This window comes from Gluconacetobacter entanii (assembly GCF_003206495.1).
Taxonomy (GTDB): domain Bacteria; phylum Pseudomonadota; class Alphaproteobacteria; order Acetobacterales; family Acetobacteraceae; genus Novacetimonas; species Novacetimonas entanii.
The window spans coordinates 17,918-39,793 of record NZ_NKUF01000014.1 but is presented as its reverse complement, the minus strand read 5'-3'; the positions used below and the strand labels follow the sequence as shown (position 1 = coordinate 39,793).

The following is a 21,876-nucleotide window of genomic DNA, read 5'->3' as shown; positions in this document are numbered from 1 at the left end:
GCGGTTGTACGGGGCGTGTCCCGTCCCTCCATGTTTCTTTGGATCAAGCAGTCAGAAAACAGGGTCATGACCGAGTCAAAACCACAGGATCTCTACCGGGAGACGGTGTTTCTTCCCACCACCTCCTTTCCCATGCGCGGCAGCCTGCCGAAGCGGGAGCCCGAGATGCTGGAGCGCTGGGCGGCGGAGAAGCTTGACGACAGCCTGTTCGCGCAGGCGCAGGGGCGTCAGGTCTTCATGCTGCATGATGGCCCTCCTTACGCCAACGGCCACCTCCATATCGGCCATGCCCTGAACAAGATCCTCAAGGACGTCATCAACCGCGCGCACCGCATGTCGGGCTACGGCATCCATTACGTGCCGGGCTGGGACTGCCACGGCCTGCCGATCGAATGGAAGATCGAGGAGGAATACCGCAAGCGCGGGCAGGACAAGGACAGCGTGCCCGTCCTGCAGTTCCGCGCCGAATGTCGCGCCTATGCACAGAAATGGCTGGATATCCAGGCCGCCGAATTCCGCCGCCTTGGCGTGCAGGCGGAATGGGCGCGCCGTTACGCCACGATGGATTTCTCCTCCGAGGCGGCGATCGCGGGGGAGATCGGCAAGTTCCTGCTCAACGGCCTGCTGTATCGCGGCCTGCGCCCGGTGATGTGGAGCCCGGTGGAAAAGACCGCCCTGGCCGAGGCGGAGATCGAATATCGCGACCATGAATCCACCGCGATCCACGTGGCCTTCCCCATCATCCACGACCCCACCCCGGCCCATGCGCTGGAGGACGTGGCGGCGGTCATCTGGACCACGACGCCATGGACGATCCCGGCCAACCGCGCCATCGCCTATGGCCCGGACATCACCTATGCCGTGGTGCGGGTCGATGACGTGGCCGACGGCGCCCTGCTGGAGCCGGAATCGAAGGTGCTGGTGGCCGAGGACCTGATCGAGCCGTTCTGCACCGCCGCGGGCATCAGCGCGCATCACGTCCTCTATACCCTGCCGGGCAGCGCGCTGGCGGGGGCCGTCTGCGCCCATCCGCTGCGCGGGCAGGGCTATGACTTCGACGTCCCGATGCTGCCGGGCGGGCATGTCACGACCGAGGCGGGCACGGGCCTGGTCCATACCGCCCCGGCACATGGCGAGGACGACTTCAACCTTGGGCGCCAGCATGGGCTGGAGATCACCGAACTGGTGATGGATGACGGGCGCTATGCCGACTGGGTGCCGCTGTTCGCGGGCAACCATGTCTTCAAGGCGGCGGAGCCTGTCTGCACCGCGCTGGAGGAGGTCATGCGCCGCACGGCAGGCGCCGGGCAGACCCCGGCCGGGCTGGTCGCGCGGGCGACGCTGGTCCATTCCTATCCGCATTCATGGCGGTCGCGCGCGCCGATCATCTATCGCGCGACGCCGCAATGGTTCATCCGCATGGATGGCGAAGGCGCGCTGCGGCAACGTGCGCTCAGGGCGCTCGATGACGTGACGTTCGTCCCGGCGCAGTCGCGCAACCGCCTGACCTCCATGGTGGAGGGACGCCCCGACTGGTGCATCAGCCGCCAGCGCGCATGGGGCGTGCCGATTGCCGTGTTCGTGGAGAAGCGCACGGGCGAGGTCCTGCGCGATGCCGCGGTGATGAAGCGCGTGGTCGATGCGTTTGCGGCCGAGGGCGCGGATGCGTGGTATGCCTCGCCCGCGTCGCGCTTCCTTGGCGAAGGGCGCAACCCCGATGATTACGAACAGGTGTTCGATATCGTCGATGTGTGGTTCGAAAGCGGCTCCACCCATGCCTTCGTGCTGGGCCATGGCGACATGCCGTTCCCCGCCGATGTCTACCTCGAAGGGTCGGACCAGCATCGTGGCTGGTTCCAGTCCTCGCTGCTCGAAAGCGTGGGGACGAAGGGTGTCGCGCCGTTCCGCGCGCTGGTGACCAACGGCTTTGTCCTTGATGAGCAGGGCCGCAAGATGTCCAAGTCGCTGGGCAATGTCATCGCGCCGCAGGATGTCAATGACTCGCTCGGTGCGGATATCCTGCGCCTGTGGGTCATGAACTCCGACACCAACGAGGACCTGCGCATCGGCAAGGACATCCTCAAGCAGCAGGGCGAGCTTTACCGCCGCCTGCGCAACACGCTGCGCTGGCTGCTCGGCGCGCTCGACGGCTTTTCGGAAGAGGAGCGCGTCGCCTATGACGACCTGCCGGAGCTTGAGCGCTGGGTGCTGCATCGGATGTGCGAACTGGGCGGCCTGGTGGCGCGCGCGGTGGAGACGCATGAATGGGTGGGCGTCTATCCCGCGCTGCACGGTTTCTGCGCCGCCGACCTTTCGGCATTCTATTTCGACGTGCGCAAGGACACGATCTACTGCGATGCCGCCAGCAGCCTGAAGCGGCGGGCGGCGCGCACGGTGCTTGACCACCTGCACCGCTGCCTGTGCGCATGGCTGGCTCCGGTGCTGGTCTTCACGGCGGAGGAAGCGTGGCTGGCGCGGCCGGGCAATACGCAGAGCATCCATCTCCAGCCGTTCCCCGACCTGCCGGCGCAGTGGCACCAGCCTGCGCTGGAGGATCGCTGGGCCACGCTGCGCGGGGTGCGGCGCATCATCACGACCGAGATCGAGGCCGCGCGCCGCGACGGCGTGGTGGGATCGTCCCTGCAGGCAGCGGTGACGCTGCCCCTGTCGGAGGACGAGGCCGCAACCTTTGGCGAGGTGGACTGGTGCGAACTGGCCATCGTCTCCCAGGTTGACGTGGACATCGAGGCGGGCAGCGCTTCGATCTACCTCGACACCACCACCGATGCGCAGGGCGCGCCGCATGGCGGTCCCGTCATCCGCGCGGCGCCGGGACACAAATGCGCACGCTGCTGGAAGGTGCTGGAGGAAGTCGGCACCGTGTCCGCCCACCCGCAACTGTGCCTGCGGTGCGCGGACGTGGTGCAGGGCCGGGCGTGAGTTCGTCCATCATGTCAGGATCTGGCATGCTGGACCCTGCGCCGCGACGCCGGCGCAGGGTCAGCAGGGTGGGGTGGACGGTGCTGTTCTTCTGCCTTGTCCTCGCCCTTGACCAGGGGAGCAAGCACTGGATGCTCCATGGCTACGACCTGCCGGACAGGCAGAGCGTCGCCCTGATGCCGGGGCTGAATTTCACCATGGTCTGGAACCATGCCATCACGTTCGGGATGCTGGGCGGCGCGGGCAGCGCCGGGCGCATCATCTTCTCGGTCGTGGCGCTGTTCATCGTCGTGCTGCTGGGCCTGTGGGCGGCGCGCACGCCGCGCCCGTGGGTGGCGGGTGCGCTGGGTGCGATCATGGGTGGCGCCGTGGGTAATGTCATCGACAGGCTGCAGTTCGGGGCCGTGGTGGATTTCGTGCACCTGCATGCCTATGGGTGGTCCTGGCCGGTGTTCAACCTTGCCGATGCGGCGATAGACTGCGGCGTGGCCGTGCTGATCATTGATAATCTTCTCGATCGCGACAGGGGATAGGACAGAATGTCAAAGCGGTGCTTGTCTAACTGTTGCAGGGGCGGTAAGAGGCGAATCATGGCATCCACGGCTTTCAGAACCCTTACTCTTGCGCTGGTCACCACGGGTGGTCTTTCCCTGACCGGGTGTTCGGGGGGGGACGTTTCACGCGCGTTCGGCCTCGAACGCAGCATGCCCGACGAATATACCGTAACGACCCGCACGCCGCTGTCGATGCCGCCTTCGGACGAACTGGGCGCGCCAAGCAGCGTGGCGATCCAGCGCGCGCAGGATTCCAACCCGCGCATGCAGGCGCTTGAAACCCTGTCGCCCAATGTCGCGCTGCAGGGCACGTATGGCGATGACAGCCCCGGCCAGACCGCGCTGGTGGGGGAGGCGAAGGAAGCCTCCAACGCGCCGGATAACGGCGAACTGGGCAAGGCGGGCACCAGCTTTGTCGATCGCCTGATGTTCTGGCATGGCGGTGGCGCCGGCAGCGTGGTCAATGCGAAGGCCGAGAATGCCCGCCTGCGGGAGGATTCGGCGCTGGGCCGCAACCTGACGCAGGGCGCGACCCCGACCGTGGCCGCCCCGCCCAAGAAATAACCCGTCGCGATGGGCGGGCCGGGACCATCCCGCCCGGCCATTCCTGACCTGATGAATGCCACCCCGTCCTTCCGTTCCACCTGCAAGGGGTGGCGGCGGGGGCACGGGATGTCCATGATATCGCCATGACCGAACATTCCCCCTCCCCGGATCGTCCTGTGATCCGTCGCCTGTCCGAACGGGTCGTCAACCGCATCGCGGCGGGCGAAGTGATCGAACGTCCGGCGGCGGCGCTGAAGGAACTTGTGGAAAACGCGCTCGATTCCGGGGCGCGGCGGATTTCGGTCCATCTGGAGCAGGGCGGGATCGAACGGATCGAGGTGACGGACGACGGGTGTGGCATGACGCCGGAGGACCTGCGCCTTGCGGTGGAGCGTCACTGCACCTCCAAGCTGTCGGACGAGACACTGGTGCGGATCTCCACCCTTGGCTTCCGGGGGGAGGCACTGCCGTCGATCGGGGCGGCAGCGCGGCTGAGTGTCACGTCACGCCCGCATGGCGCGCCCACCGCATGGTCGATCCGCGTGGAAGGGGGACGGGTGGAGGAGCCACGTCCCTGTGCCGGGGTCGCGGGCACCCGCGTGGTGGTGGAGGACCTGTTTTTCGCCACCCCCGCGCGGCGCAAGTTCCTCAAGAGCGCGCGCGTGGAATCTGGGCATGCGGAAAACACGGTCCGCCGCCTTGCCCTGTCGGCCCCGCATGTGGCCTTCCGCCTGCAGTTCGACCAGCGCGTGGTCCTCGACCTCCCGGCGCAGGACATGGCGGCGCGGGCGGCGGCCATCCTTGAGGCGGGGCAGGCCGATGGCCTGATCCCGGTGGAGGGCGAACGCGGCGACCTGCGCCTGTCGGGCTATATCTGTGCGCCATCGGTGCATCGCGCGACGGCCAACGGGCAGTTGCTGCTGGTCAACGGGCGTCCGGTGGTGGACCCGGTGCTGCGTACGGCGGTGCGCGTGGCCTATCGCAACGTCATGGAACATGGCCGCCATGCCGTCGTGGCCCTGTCATTGCAGATCCCGCCCGAACAGGTGGACGTGAACGTCCATCCCGCCAAGACCGAACTGCGTTACGCGGATGCGTCGGCCGTACGGGCGCTGGTCATCGGTTCGCTGGGCCGGGCATTGGGAATCGGCGCGGGCGTTGCAGGCGTGCGGCCCGGCCTGTTGCAGTCACGTGGCAGCAGCGGGGCGCGCATCTGGTATCCGCCGGAACCCGCGGCGGCCTCGTCCGGTCAGGACATCCCGGCCCATGCGCCCCCATCCCCGGACGACCTGCCCGATGCGCCGCCGGTCATGGCCGAAGGCGTGGCGGAACGCCGCCTGCCGCTGATGGATGCCGCACCGGGCGCGCGCCGCACCGTCGCATGGTCCGAAGCGGATATCCCCGCAGCGTCCCGCCCCGAGTCCCATGGCGAAGCGGCAGCCGATTTTCCCCTTGGGGCGGCCGTGGCGCAGGTGCTGGATACCTATATCCTTGCCCAGACGGCGCGCGGGGAACTTGTGCTGGTGGACCAGCATGCGGCCCATGAACGCCTGACGCATGAACGGCTGCGTGCGCAGTATCTTGGCGGGGAAATCCGTGCCCAGCGCCTGCTCCTGCCCGAGGTTGTGACCATGCGGCGGGGGCAGGCCGACCTGCTGGTGTCCTTTGCCGATACGCTGTCTGCGCTGGGACTCGAGATCGACGCCTTCGGGGGTGATGCCGTGATGGTGCGCACCGTGCCCGCGCTGCTGGGCGGTGGGGATGCGGCGGCGATGCTGCGCGACCTGGCGGAGGAACTGGCCGAAGACGAACTGCTGGCCCCCGCGCAGGCGCAGGCGATCGACGGGCGGCTGGATGCGATCATCGCGCGCATGGCCTGCCATGGCAGCGTGCGCGCGGGCCGGCGCCTTACACACGAGGAAATGAACGCCCTGCTGCGTGACATGGAGAAAACCCCCCGCGCCGGGACCTGTTCACATGGTCGCCCGACATGGCTGAAGCTGGAAAAAGGCGATCTGGAGCGGATGTTCGGACGCCGCTGAACCCATGGCGCACCCCGCCATTCCGGTGCGCGCGGGCGGTGTGTAAGGGGTGCCGGGGCGGGCTGCTCGGCAGAACGTGAGCGGCGGGCGGCTGGATTTCATTTCCGTAATGTCCCTAAGTTCGGTCCATCCTTTCATGGCGATGAGACTGACGTGCACCCGATCCTGCTTTCCCTCGTCACATATCTGCCCCTAGGGGGCGTTCTGGCCATCATGCTGACGCGAGGTACGACCGAAGCGGTCGAAACCTCCGCGCGCTGGGTGGCGCTGTGGACCAGTGCGATCGTGTTCGTCCTGTCCCTGGTGATGTGGGCGCAGTTCGATCCCACCCATGCCGGGGTGCAGTTCGAGCAGCGCGCATCATGGGCCTCCGCCTTTGGCGTGTCGTACCATGCGGTCGTCGATGGCATCAGCCTGATGTTCGTGCTGCTGTCCACCTTCCTCACCCCGCTTGCCATCATTGGCGGGTGGAAGCTGGTGAATACGCGGGTGCGTGACTACATGGTCGCGATGCTGCTGCTGGAAACCACGCTGATCGGCCTGTTTTCCGCACTGGACCTCGTGCTGTTCTATGTCTTTTACGAGGCGACGCTCCTGCCCGGCAGCCTGATGATCGGGGTGTGGGGTGGACCGAAGCGGGTCTGGGCCTCGCTACAGTTCTTCCTGTTCACCTTTGGCGGGTCGCTGTTCATGCTGGTCGCGCTGCTGGTGATGTGGAATGTGGCGGGCACCACCGATATCCCGACATTGCAGCACACCACCTTCTCCCATTCGATGCAGGGCTGGCTGCTGGCCGGGTTCATCCTGGCGTTCGGGGTGAAGCTGCCGCTGTTCCCGCTGCATGCGTGGCTGCCCGATGCCTATACCGAGGCCCCGACGCCTGCCTCCGTCATGCTGTCGGGCGTGCTGTCGAAGGCCGGGGCCTATGGACTGCTGCGCTTTGGCGTGCTGATGTTCCCCGACGCGGCGCGGGTGTTCGCGCCCTATGTCCTGACGCTGGGTGTCGTGGCCGTCATCTATGCCGCCATCATCGCGCTGGCGCAGACGGACATGAAGCGGGTGATTGCCTATTCCTCCTTCTCCCACATGGGGGTGATCGCGATCGGCCTGTTCACCCTGACGCCGGAGGGGATTGATGGCGCGATCTTCCAGATGCTGTCGCATGGCATCGTGATCGCGGCGCTGTTCTTCTGTGTCTCCGCCGTGTCGTGGCGGGCGGAAACGCGCGAAATCTCGGCCTTTGCCGGGGTGGCGCACAAGATGCCGGTGCTCGCCACGCTGACGATGCTGTTCGTGATGGCCAATATCGGCCTGCCGGGCACCGGGGCGTTCGTGGGTGAACTGCTGGTGATGGTCGGCGCGATCCACGTCTCCTTCTGGCTGGCGTTCCTTGGCGGGTCGAGCATGATCCTCGGCGCGGTCTACATGCTGGTGCTGTATCGCCGCGTGATGTTCGGGCAGGCGGCGGGCGGCATGGTCGCCCTGCTGCGGGACCTGACGGGGCCGGAACTTGCGGTGCTGGTGCCGCTTGCGGTGGTGACGCTGTGGATGGGCATCCATCCGGGCACGTTCCTGCGGGTGTTCAACCCCACGGTCACAAGCCTCGTGCAGCCTGCGCCGGTCGTGGCCTCCGACAGCGTGGCGCCCGTGGTGCGGACCGCCGCCGGGTAGGGCTGCTCCAAGGAAAAAAGGACGCCGCCACCGTATCGCCGGGTGGGGCGTCCTTTTTTTACGGATAAAAGTTTTTGGGTGCCGCCTTTTGATCGAAAAATGCGGCGTCTTTTGAAGCTTTTTGGAAAAAGCTTCACCAAAAACTTTTGGAATCTAAAGGCAGTCCGTCGTCTTAGATATCGAGGTTTTCCACCTGTCGCGCATGTTCCTGGATGAACTGGAAACGCAGTTCGGGCTTGCGCCCCATCAGGTGTTCAACCCGTTCGCGTGTCAGGTTGCTGTCCTCCATCGGGGTCACGACCTTCAGCAGCGTGCGGTGCTTCGGGTCCATGGTCGTCTGTTTCAGGTCGGATGGCGGCATTTCGCCAAGCCCCTTGAAGCGTGAGACCTCGACTTTCGCATTGGGCTTGAACTCGCGCTTCAGCCTGCGTTCGCGGTCGGCATCATCCATCGCATAGACCGTCTTGCCCCCCTGCGTGAGGCGATAAAGCGGAGGCTGCGCAAGATAGAGATGCCCGCCCCGGATCAGCGCGGGCAGTTCGCGATAGAAGAACGTCATCAGCAGTGACGCGATATGCGCACCATCCACGTCGGCGTCCGTCATGATGATGATGCGGCCATAGCGCAGGCGGCTGGCGTCAAAGCGTTCGCCAATGCCGCAGCCCAGTGCCTCCACCAGGTCGCGCAGTTCCTGGTTGGCGCGCAGTTTCTCCGCCGAGGCGCTGGCGACGTTGAGGATCTTGCCACGCAGCGGCAGGACGGCCTGTGTCTCGCGGTTGCGCGCCTGCTTGGCGGAACCGCCTGCCGAATCCCCCTCCACGAGGAAGATTTCCGTCTCGGCGGCGTTTTCGCGGGTGCAGTCCGTCAGCTTCCCTGGCAGGCGAAGGCGGCGCGTCGCACTCTTGCGCGGGGTGTCCTTCATCTCCTTGCGGCGCAGGCGCTCTTCCGCGCGCTCGATCACCACAGCCAGCAGGTTGTCCGCCTGCGGCGGGTTGCCCGCCAGCCAGTGGTCGAAACGGTCCCGCAGCGCCGTCTCCACAAGGCGGCTGGCCTCGCTGCTGGTCAGCTTCTCCTTGGTCTGGCCCTGGAACTGCGGATCACGGATGAAGACCGACAGCTTGGCGGAGATCAGGCCCATGATGTCATCGGCATTGATCGTGGCCGCACGCTTGTTGGAGCGCTGCTCCCCCCAGTTGCGCAGCCCCTTGGTCAGGGCCGTGCGAAAGCCGGTTTCATGCGTGCCGCCATTGGGGGTGGGAATGGTGTTGCAGTAGGACGACAGCCCCGTCGTGCCGCGTTCGACAAACGCGATGGCCCATTCCATGCGCCCGGTGCTTTCGCCATCCGCCGTGGTCGGCAGGTCCGCATCCCCGGCCCAGATATCCGTCAGCAGCGCGGTATTGCCCAGTTCGTCCCGCAGGCTGTCGGCCAGGCCGCCGGGGAAATGCAGCACGGCCTCCGCCGGGACGTCCGTGCCCTTGATCAGCGACGGATCGCATGACCAGCGGATGGTCACGCCACGGAACAGGAACGCCTTGGACCGGCACAGCCGGTACAGGCGCAGTGGCGAGAAGTAGAGCTTGCCGAAAATCTGCGGGTCGGGGACAAAGCGGATCTGCGTGCCGCGCCGGTTCTGCGTCGGGCCGACCTCTTCGACCGGGCCAAGCGGGACGCCGCGTTCATAGACCTGCTGCCACAGCGTGCGGTCGCGCGCGATCTCCACCTCCATGCGGGCGGACAGGGCGTTGACCACCGACGATCCCACGCCATGCAGACCGCCGGAGGTGGCATAGGCCTTGCCGGAGAACTTGCCCCCCGCATGCAGCGTCGTCAGGATGACCTCCAGCGCGGAACGCTGCGGGAATTTGGGGTGGGGATCGACCGGGATGCCGCGCCCGTTATCGCGGATCGTGAGCCAGTTCCCGGCCTCCAGCGACACATCGATGACCGAGGCATGGCCCGCCACGGCCTCGTCCATCGCATTATCGAGGATTTCGGACGCCAGGTGGTGATAGGCGGTTTCATCCGTGCCGCCGATATACATGCCGGGGCGGCGGCGCACAGGCTCCAGCCCCTCCAGCACCTCGATCGCGCTGGCGTCGTAATCTTCGCTCCCGGCCCGTGGGGTGTCAGCGGGGGCGCGGGATTTGCGCGCCTGCGTCCGGCGTTGGGCTGCGGGCTTGGAGAAAAGATCGTCGTTCATGAACTGTTCTTTGTGCCTTCGGACCGTGGGATGTCAAGACCGGGATGCCTGCGCGCGGCAATAATGCCCGATGCGCCGGGGGATGCACGCAAAAAAGGCCGGACGCATGGACCGGCCTTCCTTTTCAGTTCGCACCATGGCGATCTTGCGCCATTGCCGCCGGGCGTGCCCGTATCAGCGACCCGTTATCAGCTACGCACCGTGCGGCGTGTGGAGCGCGTGGTGGAACGCGCGGCCGCGGGCGCGGGATGGTTCGGCGCCGTGCAGGTCAGGTAGGAGGCGGGCTGCAGGATGTCCTTTGCCTGCGCATAGTTCGACAGGTCCGCGGCACTGTCGAGGACCTGCACTTCGTCGAACATCGACAGGCGCTGCTGGCAGAAGGCGGTGCCGGATTTCAGCCCGCGCTCGGACTGCACGTTCGCAAGCTGCGTGATGTAGTCGTCATGCTGGCGCTGCGCGCTGCGGCCATAGGTGGTGTGGAAATAGGACGTCAGGACCTTTTCCTCGTTCGCCAGCTTGGGGCGGAACTTGGTGACGAAGCTATTGTACTTGTCCTGCGCGCCGCACGAAAGCGCGGTGACCATCAGTTCACTCTTGAGGCCCTGCACGTCGAATGCCTCGTGCGCGGGGGAGTGGGAGCAGGGACCTGCGGCCAGCGCATGGCCGGAATTGACAAGACCGGCAAGAGCCAGGCCAGCGGCCGCGGCGCGCCAAAAGGACAAAGACATCAGGACGGTTCTCCAGATCTTGCGGCGTGGGTGTCGCCGGATCCGTGGAGCCCCACATGAACCGGCAGAATTGAAATGCTGAAAGGCTCTATACCCTAATCGGATATCGGCCAAAAGGGAGGGGACATGCCCCCGGACAAAAAAAGTGCATGCCCTGTCGTCATGGTCACCGACTCGTGTGCACCAAGGATAGGTCTTTCGCCTGCGGCCATGTTGCTCTAGAGCGGGGCGGTGGCAGTCCGCCTTGCATGTGTCCCGCGCCGGGTGCGTTCGGGCCGGGCGGGCATGCCGGATGGATACGATTATTAGAGAGCGGAGCTGATCGAGTGCGACTGCGACTGTCTGCAATGATGATGACGACGGGCGTTCTGCTCGCCGGATGTATGAACAAGCCGGCTGTGAATCTCGGCGGCCCCCCCAACCCCTACAACTACATGAAGGTGTCGGGCCTGTGCCATGTGGACCCGCTGACGACCACGGGCAAGGATACGCAGGCCACCACGATGCAGGTGCGCAGCGATGACGGCTACTGCGCGGTAGAGGTGCGCAAGCCCGATGGCCGTGCCTATGCTTCCTTCGGGGTGTCGCCCGCGCCGGAACATGGCAAGGCCTTCATCTACAACTATAACGATCACACTTATGTGACCTATACGCCCAACACGGCGTACGCCGGCAATGATACGTTCCGTGTGCAACTGATCCGTGGGGAAAAGGAACCGCGCGATACGCTGAACATCACGGCGCATGTCGAGGCACCGGGCGTCGGCACGGCGGCGAAATAACGCGGCTCACTGATTTGTGACCACAGGCATCCGCGGCAGCACGCGGCGGATGCGCCCGTCCCCCCCGGTGCAGGGGGGGCAGCATGGCTCAGATGGAAAAGGTGATCGGTTCGGGCAGGGGGCGGCGCATGCCGCTATGTTCCGCCCGCTTCACCAGGTCATCGAGCGTCAGCTTGCGGCATCGTTTTTCAACCATGTCGTCAAGCTCCTTCCAGCACGGCTCGATCACCTTCTCGAAAAGCTGGCCCGTGGGGCCGCCATCGGTGGATTCGTCCGCCGTCACCACCTCCAGCACATCCGACAGCAGGATGTCACGCCGCGGACGGCCAAGGCGATAGCCCCCGCGCGGGCCACGGATGCTTTCCAGCAGGCCTGAACGTGACAGTGTCTGCAACAGCGGTTCGATCCCGCGCCGGGCAAGGTTCGCGCGGTCGGCGATGTCCGCTGCGCTGACGGTTCCGTTGCGTCCCGCATGAAATGCCACGTCAAGCATGATCAGTATTGCGATCATCGTCCTGTCACACCGAAGAAGCATATCGTACGGTCCCGTTTGTGAAACAAAGTAGCTGGCGGTGAATTTATCAGCAATTGCCCGGATAATCCACGCTTCTGTTCATCGTGACAGTGGATTATGTCAGGGGGCACGATCCACAATGATCCCACCAACAGGAGTCCGACGTATGAATGATTCGACCGACCAGGATATGACATTCGGCTTCGCCCAGCCACGCGGCAGGGTGTACGGGTCGATTACAGAGACGGTCGGCGGAACGCCACTGGTGGAACTGCCCCACCTGATGCGCGAGGACGAACTGAAAAGCCGCCTGCTGATGAAGCTGGAGTTTTTCAATCCCCTTGGTTCGGTCAAGGACAGGATCGGCGCCGCGATGGTGATGGATGCCGAACGGCGCGGGGAAATCACGCCGGGCAAGACGACGCTGGTGGAACCGACATCGGGCAATACCGGGATCTCGCTGGCCTTTGTCGCGGCGGCGCGGGGATACCGCCTGATCGTCACCATGCCCGAAGGGGCGTCAGTCGAGCGGCGCAAGATGCTGCGCCTTCTGGATGCGCAACTGGAACTGACGCCCGCGCGCCTTGGCATGGCGGGGGCGATCGCCCGGGCGGAGGCGATCCTGAAGAACACGCCCGGCGCATGGATGCCGCGCCAGTTCGACAATCCCGCCAACCCCGCCATCCATGCCGCCACCACGGCGGAGGAAATCTGGGTCGATACGCGTGGCGAGGTCGATATTGTCGTCGCCGGTGTCGGCACCGGGGGCACCGCAAGCGGCATTGCCCATGGCCTGAAGCCGCGCAAGAAGGGATTGCAGGTCTTTGGCGTCGAACCGGTCGAAAGCGCCGTCCTGAACGGTGACGAACCCGGCCCGCACGGCATCCAGGGGATCGGCCCCGGTTTCTGCCCCCATACGCTCGACCTGCACAGCCTCGACGGCATCATGACGGTGTCGGAGCGGGAGTCGATCGCCGCGGCACGGCGATGCGCGCGCCTTGATGGCGTGCCGGTGGGGATCTCGTCGTGTGCGGCGCTGCATGCGGCCATGCAACTGGCCCAGATGCCTGAAAACGCGGGCAAGACGATTGTCACCATCGCCCCGTCCTTTGCGGAGCGTTACCTCTCCACGTCGCTGTTCAACGGCCTTGTCTGAAGGGGTGTCTGAAAACGGGTGAAAGTTTTTTGGGGGCCGCCTTTCGGACTGGAAAGGCAGCGTTCCCTGAACCGGACATGAAAAAGGCGGCTCCCGGAAATGGGGCCGCCTTTTTCATGTCCGCAATTCCCACCAGAGGGGGATGTGGGCGGGGATCAGTGCAGGATGATTTCCACGCGGCGGTTCTGCGCCTCACGCGTGTTGGGGCCGGTGGGAACCAGCGGATTGGCGTCGCCAAAGCCATGGATGTCGATCGACGGGCCGGGCACGCCATCACGCACCAGTTCCGCCTTGATGGTCTGGGCGCGGCGCAGGGAAAGTTCCTGGTTGTAATGTTCGCCCTGCGGCCCCGGATGGCTGGCGGAATTGTCGGTATAGCCGTTGACCTCGATCCGGGTGGTCTGCGTGTTGGTCGATGCCTGCGCCGCGACGGCGACAATGGCGCGCGCCCGATCGGTCAGCGTGCTCTTGTCCCAGTCGAAGAAGATGAGATAGGTGCGGTTTTCCACCGGCGCGGGGGCTGCGGGCGTGGTGACGGGCGGCGGTGGCGGCGGCGCGGGATTGAATTCATACCGCAGGCCCAGCATCAGCGAATGGTTGAAGTCCGTGCGCGTGTCGCGGTTGCCGTTGCGGAACCCGTAATCCGAATTCAGCGCCGCCGTGGCAGGGCCGGAGATGACGGAATGGTGGGATTGCGGCCCCAGCATTGTCCAGAACCGGTATTCCGCCGTGGCCGACAGCCCGACCGCCCAGGGAATCGGGAAGGCAAGGCCAAAGATCCCCTGATAGGCGAAGTTGCCGTACGTCCCGCCGACATGCTGGCTGTAGGCCTGCCCCTGATAATTGCCGGTGATGAGCGCGTTCATGTTCTGCCAGCCATAGCCGATGCCCGCGCCGAAATACGGGAACAGCCAGCTTTTGCCGATGTCGAGGTCGAACAGCGCATTGGCCATCAGGCCGGATTCTTCCTGCCGTCCATTGGTGTGGGCGTTGTATTTCCCACCTGTCGAGCCAAGGGATTCGAGGTTGTTATGCCGGAAATGACCTTCAAGCTCGACACGGAAGCCATTGCCCAGACCATAGCCGATACTGCCGACCCCGATGTCACCGGGGCTGTACTTGTCACGTGCGTCGGAATGGCGCACGACCTGTCCCTGCGGCAGGCTGGCACCGCCTTCACCTGCCATGTACAGGCCCTGAACGGGCTGTGCGAATGCTGGAACCGATACAAGCACGGAGCCCAGGGTAACCGAGCCAGCCAATAAAGACCCTGCAAGCAGTCCGTACCGCAGATTCATACTCTTCTTCTCCCTTCGACGGGCCATTTCCAACATGTTGCCCGGTCGGGTGAACGTGCCATGTTCCTCTGGGCGGTCAGTCTGTGCATTCTTTTGCGGAAAGATGCGCACCCTGACAATCCATAAGCGGTGACCATACTGCCGCTTTCGGCGGCATGACCTACTGTCATTTTCAACTGTGTGCGAGATGTCACACATCACAGCGTATTCGATGACGCTTTGTTACCTTTGCAAGATCACGCGCTTCATATCAGCCTTGCCTCAAATGGTGGCGCCAGATCAGGCGTCTCGAATTCCACAACCCACAGATCGGGATCGCGTTTCCTCTGCCGTTCAACATACGCATCCACGGCGGCCTGATCCACGGCCGCCTCTCCTGTAGCACGGAACCATGCCCGCCGTCCATCGGGGGCACGCGTCTGTGCCAGTACAGACATCGCGTCGTGACGGTCACGCAACACCACCACCACGCCGCCCGCGTCCGCGTCGCCACGATGCAGCACAACGGCAGGATTCCCCGTCAGACTGGCCTGGCGCAGCATCGCGCTGACCCAGATCGCGGTGCGCAGCCTGGGTTCTTCATCCATCATGACTGTTCCAGTTTTGCATAAATACAAAGGGAGGCATGCAGGAATAACACAATATATTGCGACCCCTATTCCGCATGGGCGGGGGGGATCGCGTGGTCTTCGGGAATGGTCGCCAGCGCCGCGCGGTATTCCTCGGGGTTGTCCAGCAGCGAATGCGCGGCATCAAGGTCGTTGTCCGTGCCGATCGCCGCCGGGCAGGATTTGCGGATCGCCAGTGTGCGCGACACCTCCATGGGATAGCGCGCCTGCCGCGACGCCCACACCCATGTGGCGCTTTCCGCGTTCCCTTCGGCAAGGTCCTGAAGCTGGCGCTCAAGGCTGGCTTCGCCAAGGCTGGAGCAGATCTGCGGCATGACGCCAAGCCCCTGCAGCGGCCATCCCAGCGGGGCGAGCACCCGACTCCACGTCACGAACAGTTCCGCGCCATTGGGCATCTGCCCGATCGTCTGCACCAGCCCCTTGCCCAGGGTCGCGCTGCCGACGACGACCGCGCGCTTCTGGTCCGCGAGGGCGGCGGCCAGGATTTCCGCGGCACTGGCGGTACGGCCATCGACAAGGATGACGATCGGCAGGCCATTGGTCATGTCGCCACCCTGCACCGCCCAGACATGGTTGGCCTGCGGGTCGCGCCCCTGCGTGATCGCCGCGACCCCGTGGTCGAGCATCAGCGCCGAGGTCGTCACCGCCTGCTGCAGCACGCCGCCGCGATTGCCGCGCAGGTCGAGGATCAGGCCGCTCAGATGCGCGATGCTCATCGCTTCATCAAGGTACTGGCTCATCTCCTCGGCGGTGTTGGCCGAAAATGCGGTGATGTGCAGGACGACGTGATGGCCGCTGGTATAGGCGAAGACCGTTTCCGGCGGGACCGATTCCCGGCGGACCGAGACCGTCATGCGCCGTCGCCCGGGTGCCGCGACCAGCAGCCGTACGAGGCTGCCGGGCGGTCCCTGCAGCCATGCGCTGACCTCCTCCACCGTGCGGTCCTGGGTGGAGCGGCCATTGATGGCGTAGATCACCTGTCCCGCCGACAGCGCGGTCGGCCATGACGGGCCATTGGCGTTCACCGCCGTGATGATGATCGCATGGTGGTCCAGCCCCAGCGTCAGGCCCGCACTCGCCGTACCGCCGGTGCGGATGCCACGGTCGGACACCGCCGCGTCGGGCGCGACATAGCGGGAATAGGGGTCGAGGTGGTTGAACAGTTCGTCAAAGAACCCCTGCAGCATGCCATCCTGCCCGGTGGCGCGCATGTCGGAGGAGCGGTCCCACGCGGTCTGCATCATCCGGGTGATGACATCGGTCCAGCCCGCAAGGTCGTCGGCGGCGGGCGTGGCCAGCGCAAGGACCGTATGCTGCGCCACCGACAGGTGCAGCATGTCGTGCTGCTCCTCTACCGTCAGCGACGGGTCGATCGCGCTCAGCCCGTTCAGGCCCCACAGGCTGAAATCGCGCACCGTATGGCTGTCGAGCGTGCGGGGCAGGAGGAAGGACAGGCTGGCATGCAGGACGGAGGAGGTCAGCGTGGGGTCGAAATGCTCCGACGCGGGGGCGTCGGTCGCCTGTACCGGCTGCGGCCGGGGGGGCGCGGCCGGCGTGGTCGAGACCAGCGCGTCATCGGCATGCGCCGCCGTCGTCAGGCGCGCGACGACCAGGATCATGATGAACGTATCGCGCGGCACCTGCAGGATCATGCGCAGCCCGCGCGGCATGTCCTCCCGCGGGGGGCGCAGGATGGTGACGGACACCATGGCGCGCAGGGGGGGCAGCAGGGAGCGGCGTTTCATCCGCGCCGCCTGCGGGCATGTGTGCGCGGCGGGAGCCTGTTCGCCCCGGCCACCTCCTCGGGCAGGCCGAACACCAGCGCCCCCGTCAGGGTCGAGGCCTCGGTCAGCCGTACTGCGGTTTCCTGTCCCAGCCGGAAGGAAAGCCCACTATTGCGGCCCGACAGGGTCTGCGTCACCTCGTCATGGTGCCACTGGTCCACCGGCAGCGCGCCGTGCGGCAGCAGCCCGGTCGTGCCGGTGGAGTCCAGCGTCACGAACACGCCAAAACGTGAAACGCCGGTGACACGGCCCGTCATGACCGTGCCGACCCGCCCCGACAGCCATGACGCGGCATAGCGTTCGATGGCGTCGCGTTCGGCGGCGGCGGCGCGGCGTTCGGTGGCGGTGACGGCGCGGCCGATTTCCTCCAGTTGTCCCAGCGCCGCGCGCCCATGGTCCGGGCCGCCGCGTTCCAGCCCGGTCGCATCAATCAGCGCGCGATGCGTCACAAGGTCGGCATAGCGGCGGATCGGGCTGGTGAAATGGGCGTAGGACGTCAGCGTCAGGCCGAAATGCCCGATGGGGTCCGGACTGTATTCCGCCTGGTTCTGCGCGCGCAGGATCAGTTCATTGACCAGTGGCGCACATGGCAGGCCGCGCGTCGTGCGCAGCACGCCCTCAAGGTCCGAGGCCCCGATCATGCCGGCCGCCGGCAGGCGTATGTCGAGCGTGGCGAGGGCGGCGCGCAGGGACTCGAGCTTTTCGGGCGAAGGCGGGGCATGAATCCGATAAAGGCACGGATAATGTCGGTTTTCCAGTTCCCGTGCGGCGGCGACATTGGCCGCGATCATGAATTCCTCCACCACGCGATGGCTGTCGAGGCGGATGCGCGGCCCGATCTCCTCCACATGGCCCGAGGAATCCAGCATGACCCTGCGTTCCGCGAGGTCGAGGTCGAGCGTGCCGCGCCGTGCGCGCGCGGCGGCCAGCACCCGCCATGCCGCAAACAGGCAACTGACCATCCCGTCGGGCAGGGCTGCGGTGATGCTGTCGCCGTGCCCTTCGGAGTCGGCCTGCGCCTGTTCATAGGTCAGGCGCGCGGCGCTGCGCATCAGGCCACGGCCGAAGCGGTGCGACGTGACCGCCCCCCCGGCATCGACCCGCATGTCCACGAACAGGCAGCCCCGATCCTCCCCGGGGCGTAGCGAACACCACCCGTTCGACAGCGATTCGGGCAGCATGGGAATGACGCGGTCGGGGAAATAGACGGAATTGCCGCGCCGCAGGGCCTCGCGGTCCAGCGCGCTGCCGTGGCGGACATACCACGCCACGTCGGCAATCGCGACGATCAGGCGAAACCCCGTGCCGTCAGGTTCGGCATAGATCGCATCATCAAAATCGCGTGCATCCGCCCCGTCGATGGTGACCAGCGGCACATTGCGCAGGTCCTCGCGCCCTGTCGCGGGCACGGCGCGCGCGGCGTCGGCCTGCTGTATGGCCTCGGTGGGGAAGACATGGGGGATGTCGTGGGCGCAGGCGCACATCAGGCTGATGGTGCGTGCGCTGTCGGCGGGGCCGATCCGTTCGATGATGCGCGCCGGGTGCAGGCCGGGGCCGGATTGCGGCAGCGGGGTCGCGATGACGATCTCGTTGTCCGGCGTATCCATCGCCTCGCCCGCGGGGATGCTCCACTGCGCGCGGGCACGGCGGTCGGCGGGGATCAGGCGCCCGGCCTCGCGGTAGCGCGCGGGCGTGCGGGCAAGGTCGGGATCATCGGGGGGTGTTACGCGGTAAAGCCCCACGACCTGCGGCGGCGCATCGTCAAGGCGGCGCAGGGTGCGGCCTTCGTACTTGCCCGGCCCGATCTTCTTCAGGCGCGCGACCACGCGCTGCCCCGGCGCCAGCGCGGGACGGCCACGGGGTTCGGCATGCATGAAGATGACGGGGCTTGCCCCTTCCTGCGCCCATGCCACGGGACGGGCGATGGGATCGCCATCGGGGTCCGTGCCCGTGACCTGCACCACCGCCGATTCCGGCAGGCGGTCGGACACGCGGAAGCGCTTCGCCCCCGCCGGAACGACCGTGCCCTCAAGTGCCAGGTCACGCAGCATGTCGCGGATCGCGCCCTTGTGCTCCGGCCCGAGGCCGAAGGCGCGCGCGATCTCGCGCTTGCCCACGCGGCCGCTCGCACTGGCGATGAACTGCCGCACGCTGTCACGGTCGGGCATCGGTCGCGGCCCGTCGGGGGTGCTGTCGGTTCGCATGTCCGGCACCGCGTCGTTCCAGCGCGGCTGTCGCATCGTCAGTCGGCCCTGTCCGTGTCCGACGTAGCCTTGTCCGACGCGGCCTTGGTGGCTGTGGTCTTGCGGGTGCGCGGGGTCGCGGCCTTTTTCGGGGCTGCCTTCTTCGTGGTGGTGGCCTTTTTCGCGGTGGTCTTCGCCGCCGCCTTGCGGGCGGGTTTCGCCGGGGCGTCGCCTTCGGCCGCGCTGTCGGTGGCCTTGGTCGCCTTCGTCCTGCGCGTCGTGGTCTTTGCCTTCGCCTTGGTGGTCTTGCCCTTGGCCTTCAGCGGCTTGCCCTTTTCCGCCAGCAGGGCGAGCGCCTCGTCCATGGTGACGTCGTTCATGTCCTGCCCGCGCGGCAGGGTGGCGACGATCTGCCCATGCTGGACATACGGGCCAAAGCGGCCCTTGCGCACCATGACCGGCTCCCCGTCCTTGGGGTGCGGGCCGATGGTGCGGATGGAGGCCAGCTTTTTCGCCAGCGCATCGACCGCGCGGTTCAGCCCCACCGTCAGGACATCGTCATCCTTGTCGAGCGATCCGTACACCGCCCCCATCTTCACATAGGGGCCAAAGCGGCCAAGCCACGCCTCGATCGGCTCGCCCGTCTCGGGGTGGATGCCCACGATGCGCGGCAGCGACAGGAGACCCACCGCCTGTTCCAGCGTGATCTTGTCGCCCTCGATCCCGCGCGGGATGGTCGCGCGCTTGGGCTTGGCCTTCTTGTCCTCGGGGTCGGGTTCGCCAAGCTGCACATACAGCCCCCACGGCCCGCGCCGCACCGTGACTTCCGGGCCGCCATCGGGCGCATTGCCCAGCACGCGCATCCCTTCCTTCAGGGAATCCGAATCCTCCGCCTCCTTGGGGTCAGCCACAAGGCGGCGGGTATACTGGCACGTGGGATAGTTGGAACAGCCGATGAACGCGCCATACCGTCCCAGCTTCAGCCCCAGCCGCCCGGTGCCGCATGCGGTGCACACGCGCGGGTCGCCGCCGTCGTCCTTCGGGGGGAAGAAATACGGTGCAAGGTCCGCGTCCAGTGCACTGATGACGTCGGAGATCTTGAGGTCCTTGGTCTGGTCCACCGCGTGGGAGAAGTCGGTCCAGAACGCCGACATCACGTCGCGCCAGTTCGCCCGGCCGCCGGAAATGTCGTCAAGCTGCTCCTCCAGCCCCGCCGTGAACTGCGTATCGACATAGCGTTCGAAGAACGAGGTCAGGAACGCGGTCACCAGCCGTCCGCGATCCTCCGGGATGAAGCGGCGGCTTTCGAGGCGGACATAGTTGCGGTCGCGCAGCACCGTCAGGATGGAGGCATAGGTGGAGGGACGGCCAATGCCGATTTCCTCCATCTTCTTCACCAGCGACGCCTCGGAATAGCGTGGCGGTGGCTGGGTAAAATGCTGGTCCGCCGTGACGTCGCCGCGTTTCAGGCCATCGCCCTCGCTCATGGCGGGCAGCATGCGGTCCTGATCCGAATCGTCCTCGGACTTCGTCGCGCTGTCGTCGCGCCCTTCGCTGTAGAGGCGCAGGAACCCGTCGAACGCGATCATCGACCCCGTGGCGCGCAGGGTGCAGCGTCCCTTTGCGTCGCGGATATCGACCGCGACCTGGTCCAGTTCGGCCGACTGCATCTGGCTGGCGACGGAGCGTTTCCAGATCAGGTCATACAGCCGCTTCTGGTCCGCGTTGAGGTAACGCGCCATGTCGGCGGGACTGCGGCGGACATCGGTGGGGCGGATGGCCTCATGCGCTTCCTGCGCGTTCTTGGCCTTGGTGGAATAGACGCGCGCCTTGGCGGGCACGTAGTCATCTCCGAATGTCGTGCCGATATGCGCGCGGATCGCGCCGATGGCCTCGCCCGCCATCTGCACGCCGTCGGTTCGCATGTAGGTGATCAGGCCGACCGTCTCGCCGCCGATGTCGATGCCTTCATAAAGCTGCTGCGCCGTGCGCATCGCGACCTGCGCACCCATGCCGAGCTTGCGCGACGCCTCCTGCTGCATGGTGGACGTGGTGAAGGGCGGCGGCGGGTTGCGCTTGACCTTGCGCCGTTCCACCGCGCCGACGCTGAAGCTGCCGCCCTCGACCGTGGCCTTGGCCGCCATGGCGCGGGCTTCGTCATTGAGGTCGAACTGGTCAAGCTTTGCGCCGTCAAGGTGCGTCAGGCGCGCGGTGAACGTCGCGCCCTTCGGCGTGGCGAAGGTGGCGGCGATGGACCAGTATTCGCGCGGGCGGAAGACCTCGATCTCGGCCTCGCGCTCACAGATCAGGCGCAGGGCGACGGACTGCACGCGGCCCGCGCTGCGCGACCCGGGCAGCTTGCGCCACAGCACCGGCGACAGCGTGAAGCCGACAAGGTAGTCCAGCGCACGGCGCGCCAGATACGCCTCGATCAACGGGAAATCGAGGTCGCGCGGATGCGCCATGGCGGTCTGGATGGCGCTTTTGGTGATCTCGTTGAAGGTCACGCGCTGCACGTCCACGCCCTTGAGGAGGTTCTTCTCCTCCAGCATGGAGCGGACATGCCACGAGATCGCCTCCCCTTCGCGATCCGGGTCAGTGGCCAGGTACAGGTGCCGCGCCCCGCGCAGGGCGCGCGCGATCGCGGCCATCTGCTTGGCGCCGCGTTCGTCGGCTTCCCATACCATGGCGAACCCCTCGTCGGGGCGGACGCTGCCGTCCTTTGGCGGAAGGTCGCGCACATGCCCGAAGGAGGCGAGGACGGTATAGTTGTCACCCAGATACTTATTGATCGTTTTCGCCTTGGCTGGCGATTCGACCACCACGACGTCAGTCATTGTGTCTCC

General features: G+C 66.0%; 15 protein-coding genes. 7 read left to right on the top strand and 8 right to left on the bottom strand.

Annotation, left to right across the window (positions count from 1 at the left end; translation table 11 throughout):
- Positions 1-66 precede the first annotated feature (66 nt).
- The 5 genes from ileS to CFR72_RS08030 all read left to right on the top strand — a co-directional run bounded on the left by ileS (position 67) and on the right by CFR72_RS08030 (position 7,753).
- Positions 67-2,940, top strand: a complete 2,874-nt coding sequence (gene ileS, locus CFR72_RS08050) for an isoleucine--tRNA ligase (RefSeq protein ID WP_110913465.1) — start codon at positions 67-69, stop codon at positions 2,938-2,940.
- A gap of 26 nt (positions 2,941-2,966) precedes the next feature.
- On the top strand, positions 2,967-3,473 hold the full coding sequence (gene lspA / locus CFR72_RS08045) for a signal peptidase II (RefSeq protein WP_110913464.1): 507 nt from the start codon (positions 2,967-2,969) through the stop codon (positions 3,471-3,473).
- A 57-nt stretch (positions 3,474-3,530) separates the two neighbouring features.
- The gene (locus CFR72_RS08040; protein ID WP_171791320.1) at positions 3,531-4,058 is read left to right on the top strand and encodes a DUF3035 domain-containing protein; all 528 of its coding nucleotides are present in this window, start codon (positions 3,531-3,533) and stop codon (positions 4,056-4,058) included.
- Between the two features lie 125 nt (positions 4,059-4,183).
- On the top strand, positions 4,184-6,082 hold the full coding sequence (gene mutL, locus CFR72_RS08035) for a DNA mismatch repair endonuclease MutL (RefSeq protein WP_110913499.1): 1,899 nt from the start codon (positions 4,184-4,186) through the stop codon (positions 6,080-6,082).
- A 153-nt stretch (positions 6,083-6,235) separates the two neighbouring features.
- The gene (locus tag CFR72_RS08030; protein WP_110913463.1) at positions 6,236-7,753 is read left to right on the top strand and encodes an NADH-quinone oxidoreductase subunit M; all 1,518 of its coding nucleotides are present in this window, start codon (positions 6,236-6,238) and stop codon (positions 7,751-7,753) included.
- 172 nt (positions 7,754-7,925) lie between these two features.
- On the opposite strand, the gene parE is transcribed toward CFR72_RS08030, so the two are convergent.
- Both parE and CFR72_RS08020 read right to left on the bottom strand, forming a co-directional pair.
- Entirely contained in the window at positions 7,926-9,956 is a 2,031-nt protein-coding gene (gene parE, locus CFR72_RS08025) for a DNA topoisomerase IV subunit B (protein ID WP_110913462.1), read from the bottom strand.
- A 188-nt stretch (positions 9,957-10,144) separates the two neighbouring features.
- A complete protein-coding gene (locus tag CFR72_RS08020) occupies positions 10,145-10,684 on the bottom strand; it encodes a hypothetical protein (RefSeq protein WP_110913461.1) in 540 nt (179 codons plus the stop codon).
- A gap of 383 nt (positions 10,685-11,067) precedes the next feature.
- Between CFR72_RS08020 and CFR72_RS08015 the strand changes: the two genes are divergently transcribed.
- Complete coding sequence (locus CFR72_RS08015) at positions 11,068-11,466, top strand: Ig-like domain-containing protein (protein ID WP_227744239.1); 399 nt, start codon at positions 11,068-11,070, stop codon at positions 11,464-11,466.
- An 88-nt stretch (positions 11,467-11,554) separates the two neighbouring features.
- Here CFR72_RS08015 and CFR72_RS08010 read toward each other — a convergent pair whose 3' ends face one another.
- Complete coding sequence (locus CFR72_RS08010) at positions 11,555-12,001, bottom strand: RrF2 family transcriptional regulator (protein WP_110913460.1); 447 nt, start codon at positions 11,999-12,001, stop codon at positions 11,555-11,557.
- Between the two features lie 145 nt (positions 12,002-12,146).
- Between CFR72_RS08010 and cysK the strand changes: the two genes are divergently transcribed.
- Positions 12,147-13,136, top strand: a complete 990-nt coding sequence (gene cysK, locus CFR72_RS08005; protein WP_110913459.1) for a cysteine synthase A — start codon at positions 12,147-12,149, stop codon at positions 13,134-13,136.
- Positions 13,137-13,291: 155 nt separating this feature from the next.
- Here the strand turns inward: cysK and CFR72_RS08000 are convergent, their stop codons facing one another.
- The 5 genes from CFR72_RS08000 to topA form a co-directional block, all read right to left on the bottom strand.
- Complete coding sequence (locus tag CFR72_RS08000) at positions 13,292-14,434, bottom strand: OmpA family protein (protein ID WP_167400332.1); 1,143 nt, start codon at positions 14,432-14,434, stop codon at positions 13,292-13,294.
- Positions 14,435-14,679: 245 nt separating this feature from the next.
- Positions 14,680-15,024, bottom strand: a complete 345-nt coding sequence (locus CFR72_RS07995; RefSeq protein ID WP_171791326.1) for a DUF1491 family protein — start codon at positions 15,022-15,024, stop codon at positions 14,680-14,682.
- Between the two features lie 65 nt (positions 15,025-15,089).
- Positions 15,090-16,808, bottom strand: coding sequence for a S41 family peptidase (locus CFR72_RS07990; RefSeq protein WP_110913458.1), 1,719 nt, complete (start codon positions 16,806-16,808; stop codon positions 15,090-15,092).
- On the bottom strand, positions 16,805-19,087 hold the full coding sequence (locus CFR72_RS07985; RefSeq protein ID WP_110913457.1) for a ribonuclease R family protein: 2,283 nt from the start codon (positions 19,085-19,087) through the stop codon (positions 16,805-16,807). Before CFR72_RS07985 ends, CFR72_RS07990 begins: the two co-directional genes overlap by 4 nt.
- A gap of 2 nt (positions 19,088-19,089) precedes the next feature.
- Positions 19,090-21,867 (bottom strand): type I DNA topoisomerase, encoded by a 2,778-nt coding sequence (gene topA / locus CFR72_RS07980; RefSeq protein WP_110913456.1) that lies wholly within the window; start codon positions 21,865-21,867, stop codon positions 19,090-19,092.
- Between the last annotated feature and the right edge of the window lie 9 nt (positions 21,868-21,876).

Bases quoted from the DNA above. Each gene is read 5' to 3' on its own strand.
- CFR72_RS08040 (WP_171791320.1), top strand. From the start codon at position 3,531: ATGGCATCCACGGCTTTCAGAACCCTTACTCTTGCGCTGGTCACCACG.
- CFR72_RS07995 (WP_171791326.1), bottom strand. From the start codon at position 15,024: ATGATGGATGAAGAACCCAGGCTGCGCACCGCGATCTGGGTCAGCGCG.
- mutL (WP_110913499.1), top strand. From the start codon at position 4,184: ATGACCGAACATTCCCCCTCCCCGGATCGTCCTGTGATCCGTCGCCTG.
- CFR72_RS08015 (WP_227744239.1), top strand. From the start codon at position 11,068: ATGAACAAGCCGGCTGTGAATCTCGGCGGCCCCCCCAACCCCTACAAC.
- ileS (WP_110913465.1), top strand. From the start codon at position 67: ATGACCGAGTCAAAACCACAGGATCTCTACCGGGAGACGGTGTTTCTT.
- topA (WP_110913456.1), bottom strand. From the start codon at position 21,867: ATGACTGACGTCGTGGTGGTCGAATCGCCAGCCAAGGCGAAAACGATC.
- lspA (WP_110913464.1), top strand. From the start codon at position 2,967: ATGCTGGACCCTGCGCCGCGACGCCGGCGCAGGGTCAGCAGGGTGGGG.
- cysK (WP_110913459.1), top strand. From the start codon at position 12,147: ATGAATGATTCGACCGACCAGGATATGACATTCGGCTTCGCCCAGCCA.
- CFR72_RS08010 (WP_110913460.1), bottom strand. From the start codon at position 12,001: ATGCTTCTTCGGTGTGACAGGACGATGATCGCAATACTGATCATGCTT.
- CFR72_RS08020 (WP_110913461.1), bottom strand. From the start codon at position 10,684: ATGTCTTTGTCCTTTTGGCGCGCCGCGGCCGCTGGCCTGGCTCTTGCC.
- CFR72_RS07990 (WP_110913458.1), bottom strand. From the start codon at position 16,808: ATGAAACGCCGCTCCCTGCTGCCCCCCCTGCGCGCCATGGTGTCCGTC.
- CFR72_RS08000 (WP_167400332.1), bottom strand. From the start codon at position 14,434: ATGAATCTGCGGTACGGACTGCTTGCAGGGTCTTTATTGGCTGGCTCG.
- parE (WP_110913462.1), bottom strand. From the start codon at position 9,956: ATGAACGACGATCTTTTCTCCAAGCCCGCAGCCCAACGCCGGACGCAG.
- CFR72_RS07985 (WP_110913457.1), bottom strand. From the start codon at position 19,087: ATGCGACAGCCGCGCTGGAACGACGCGGTGCCGGACATGCGAACCGAC.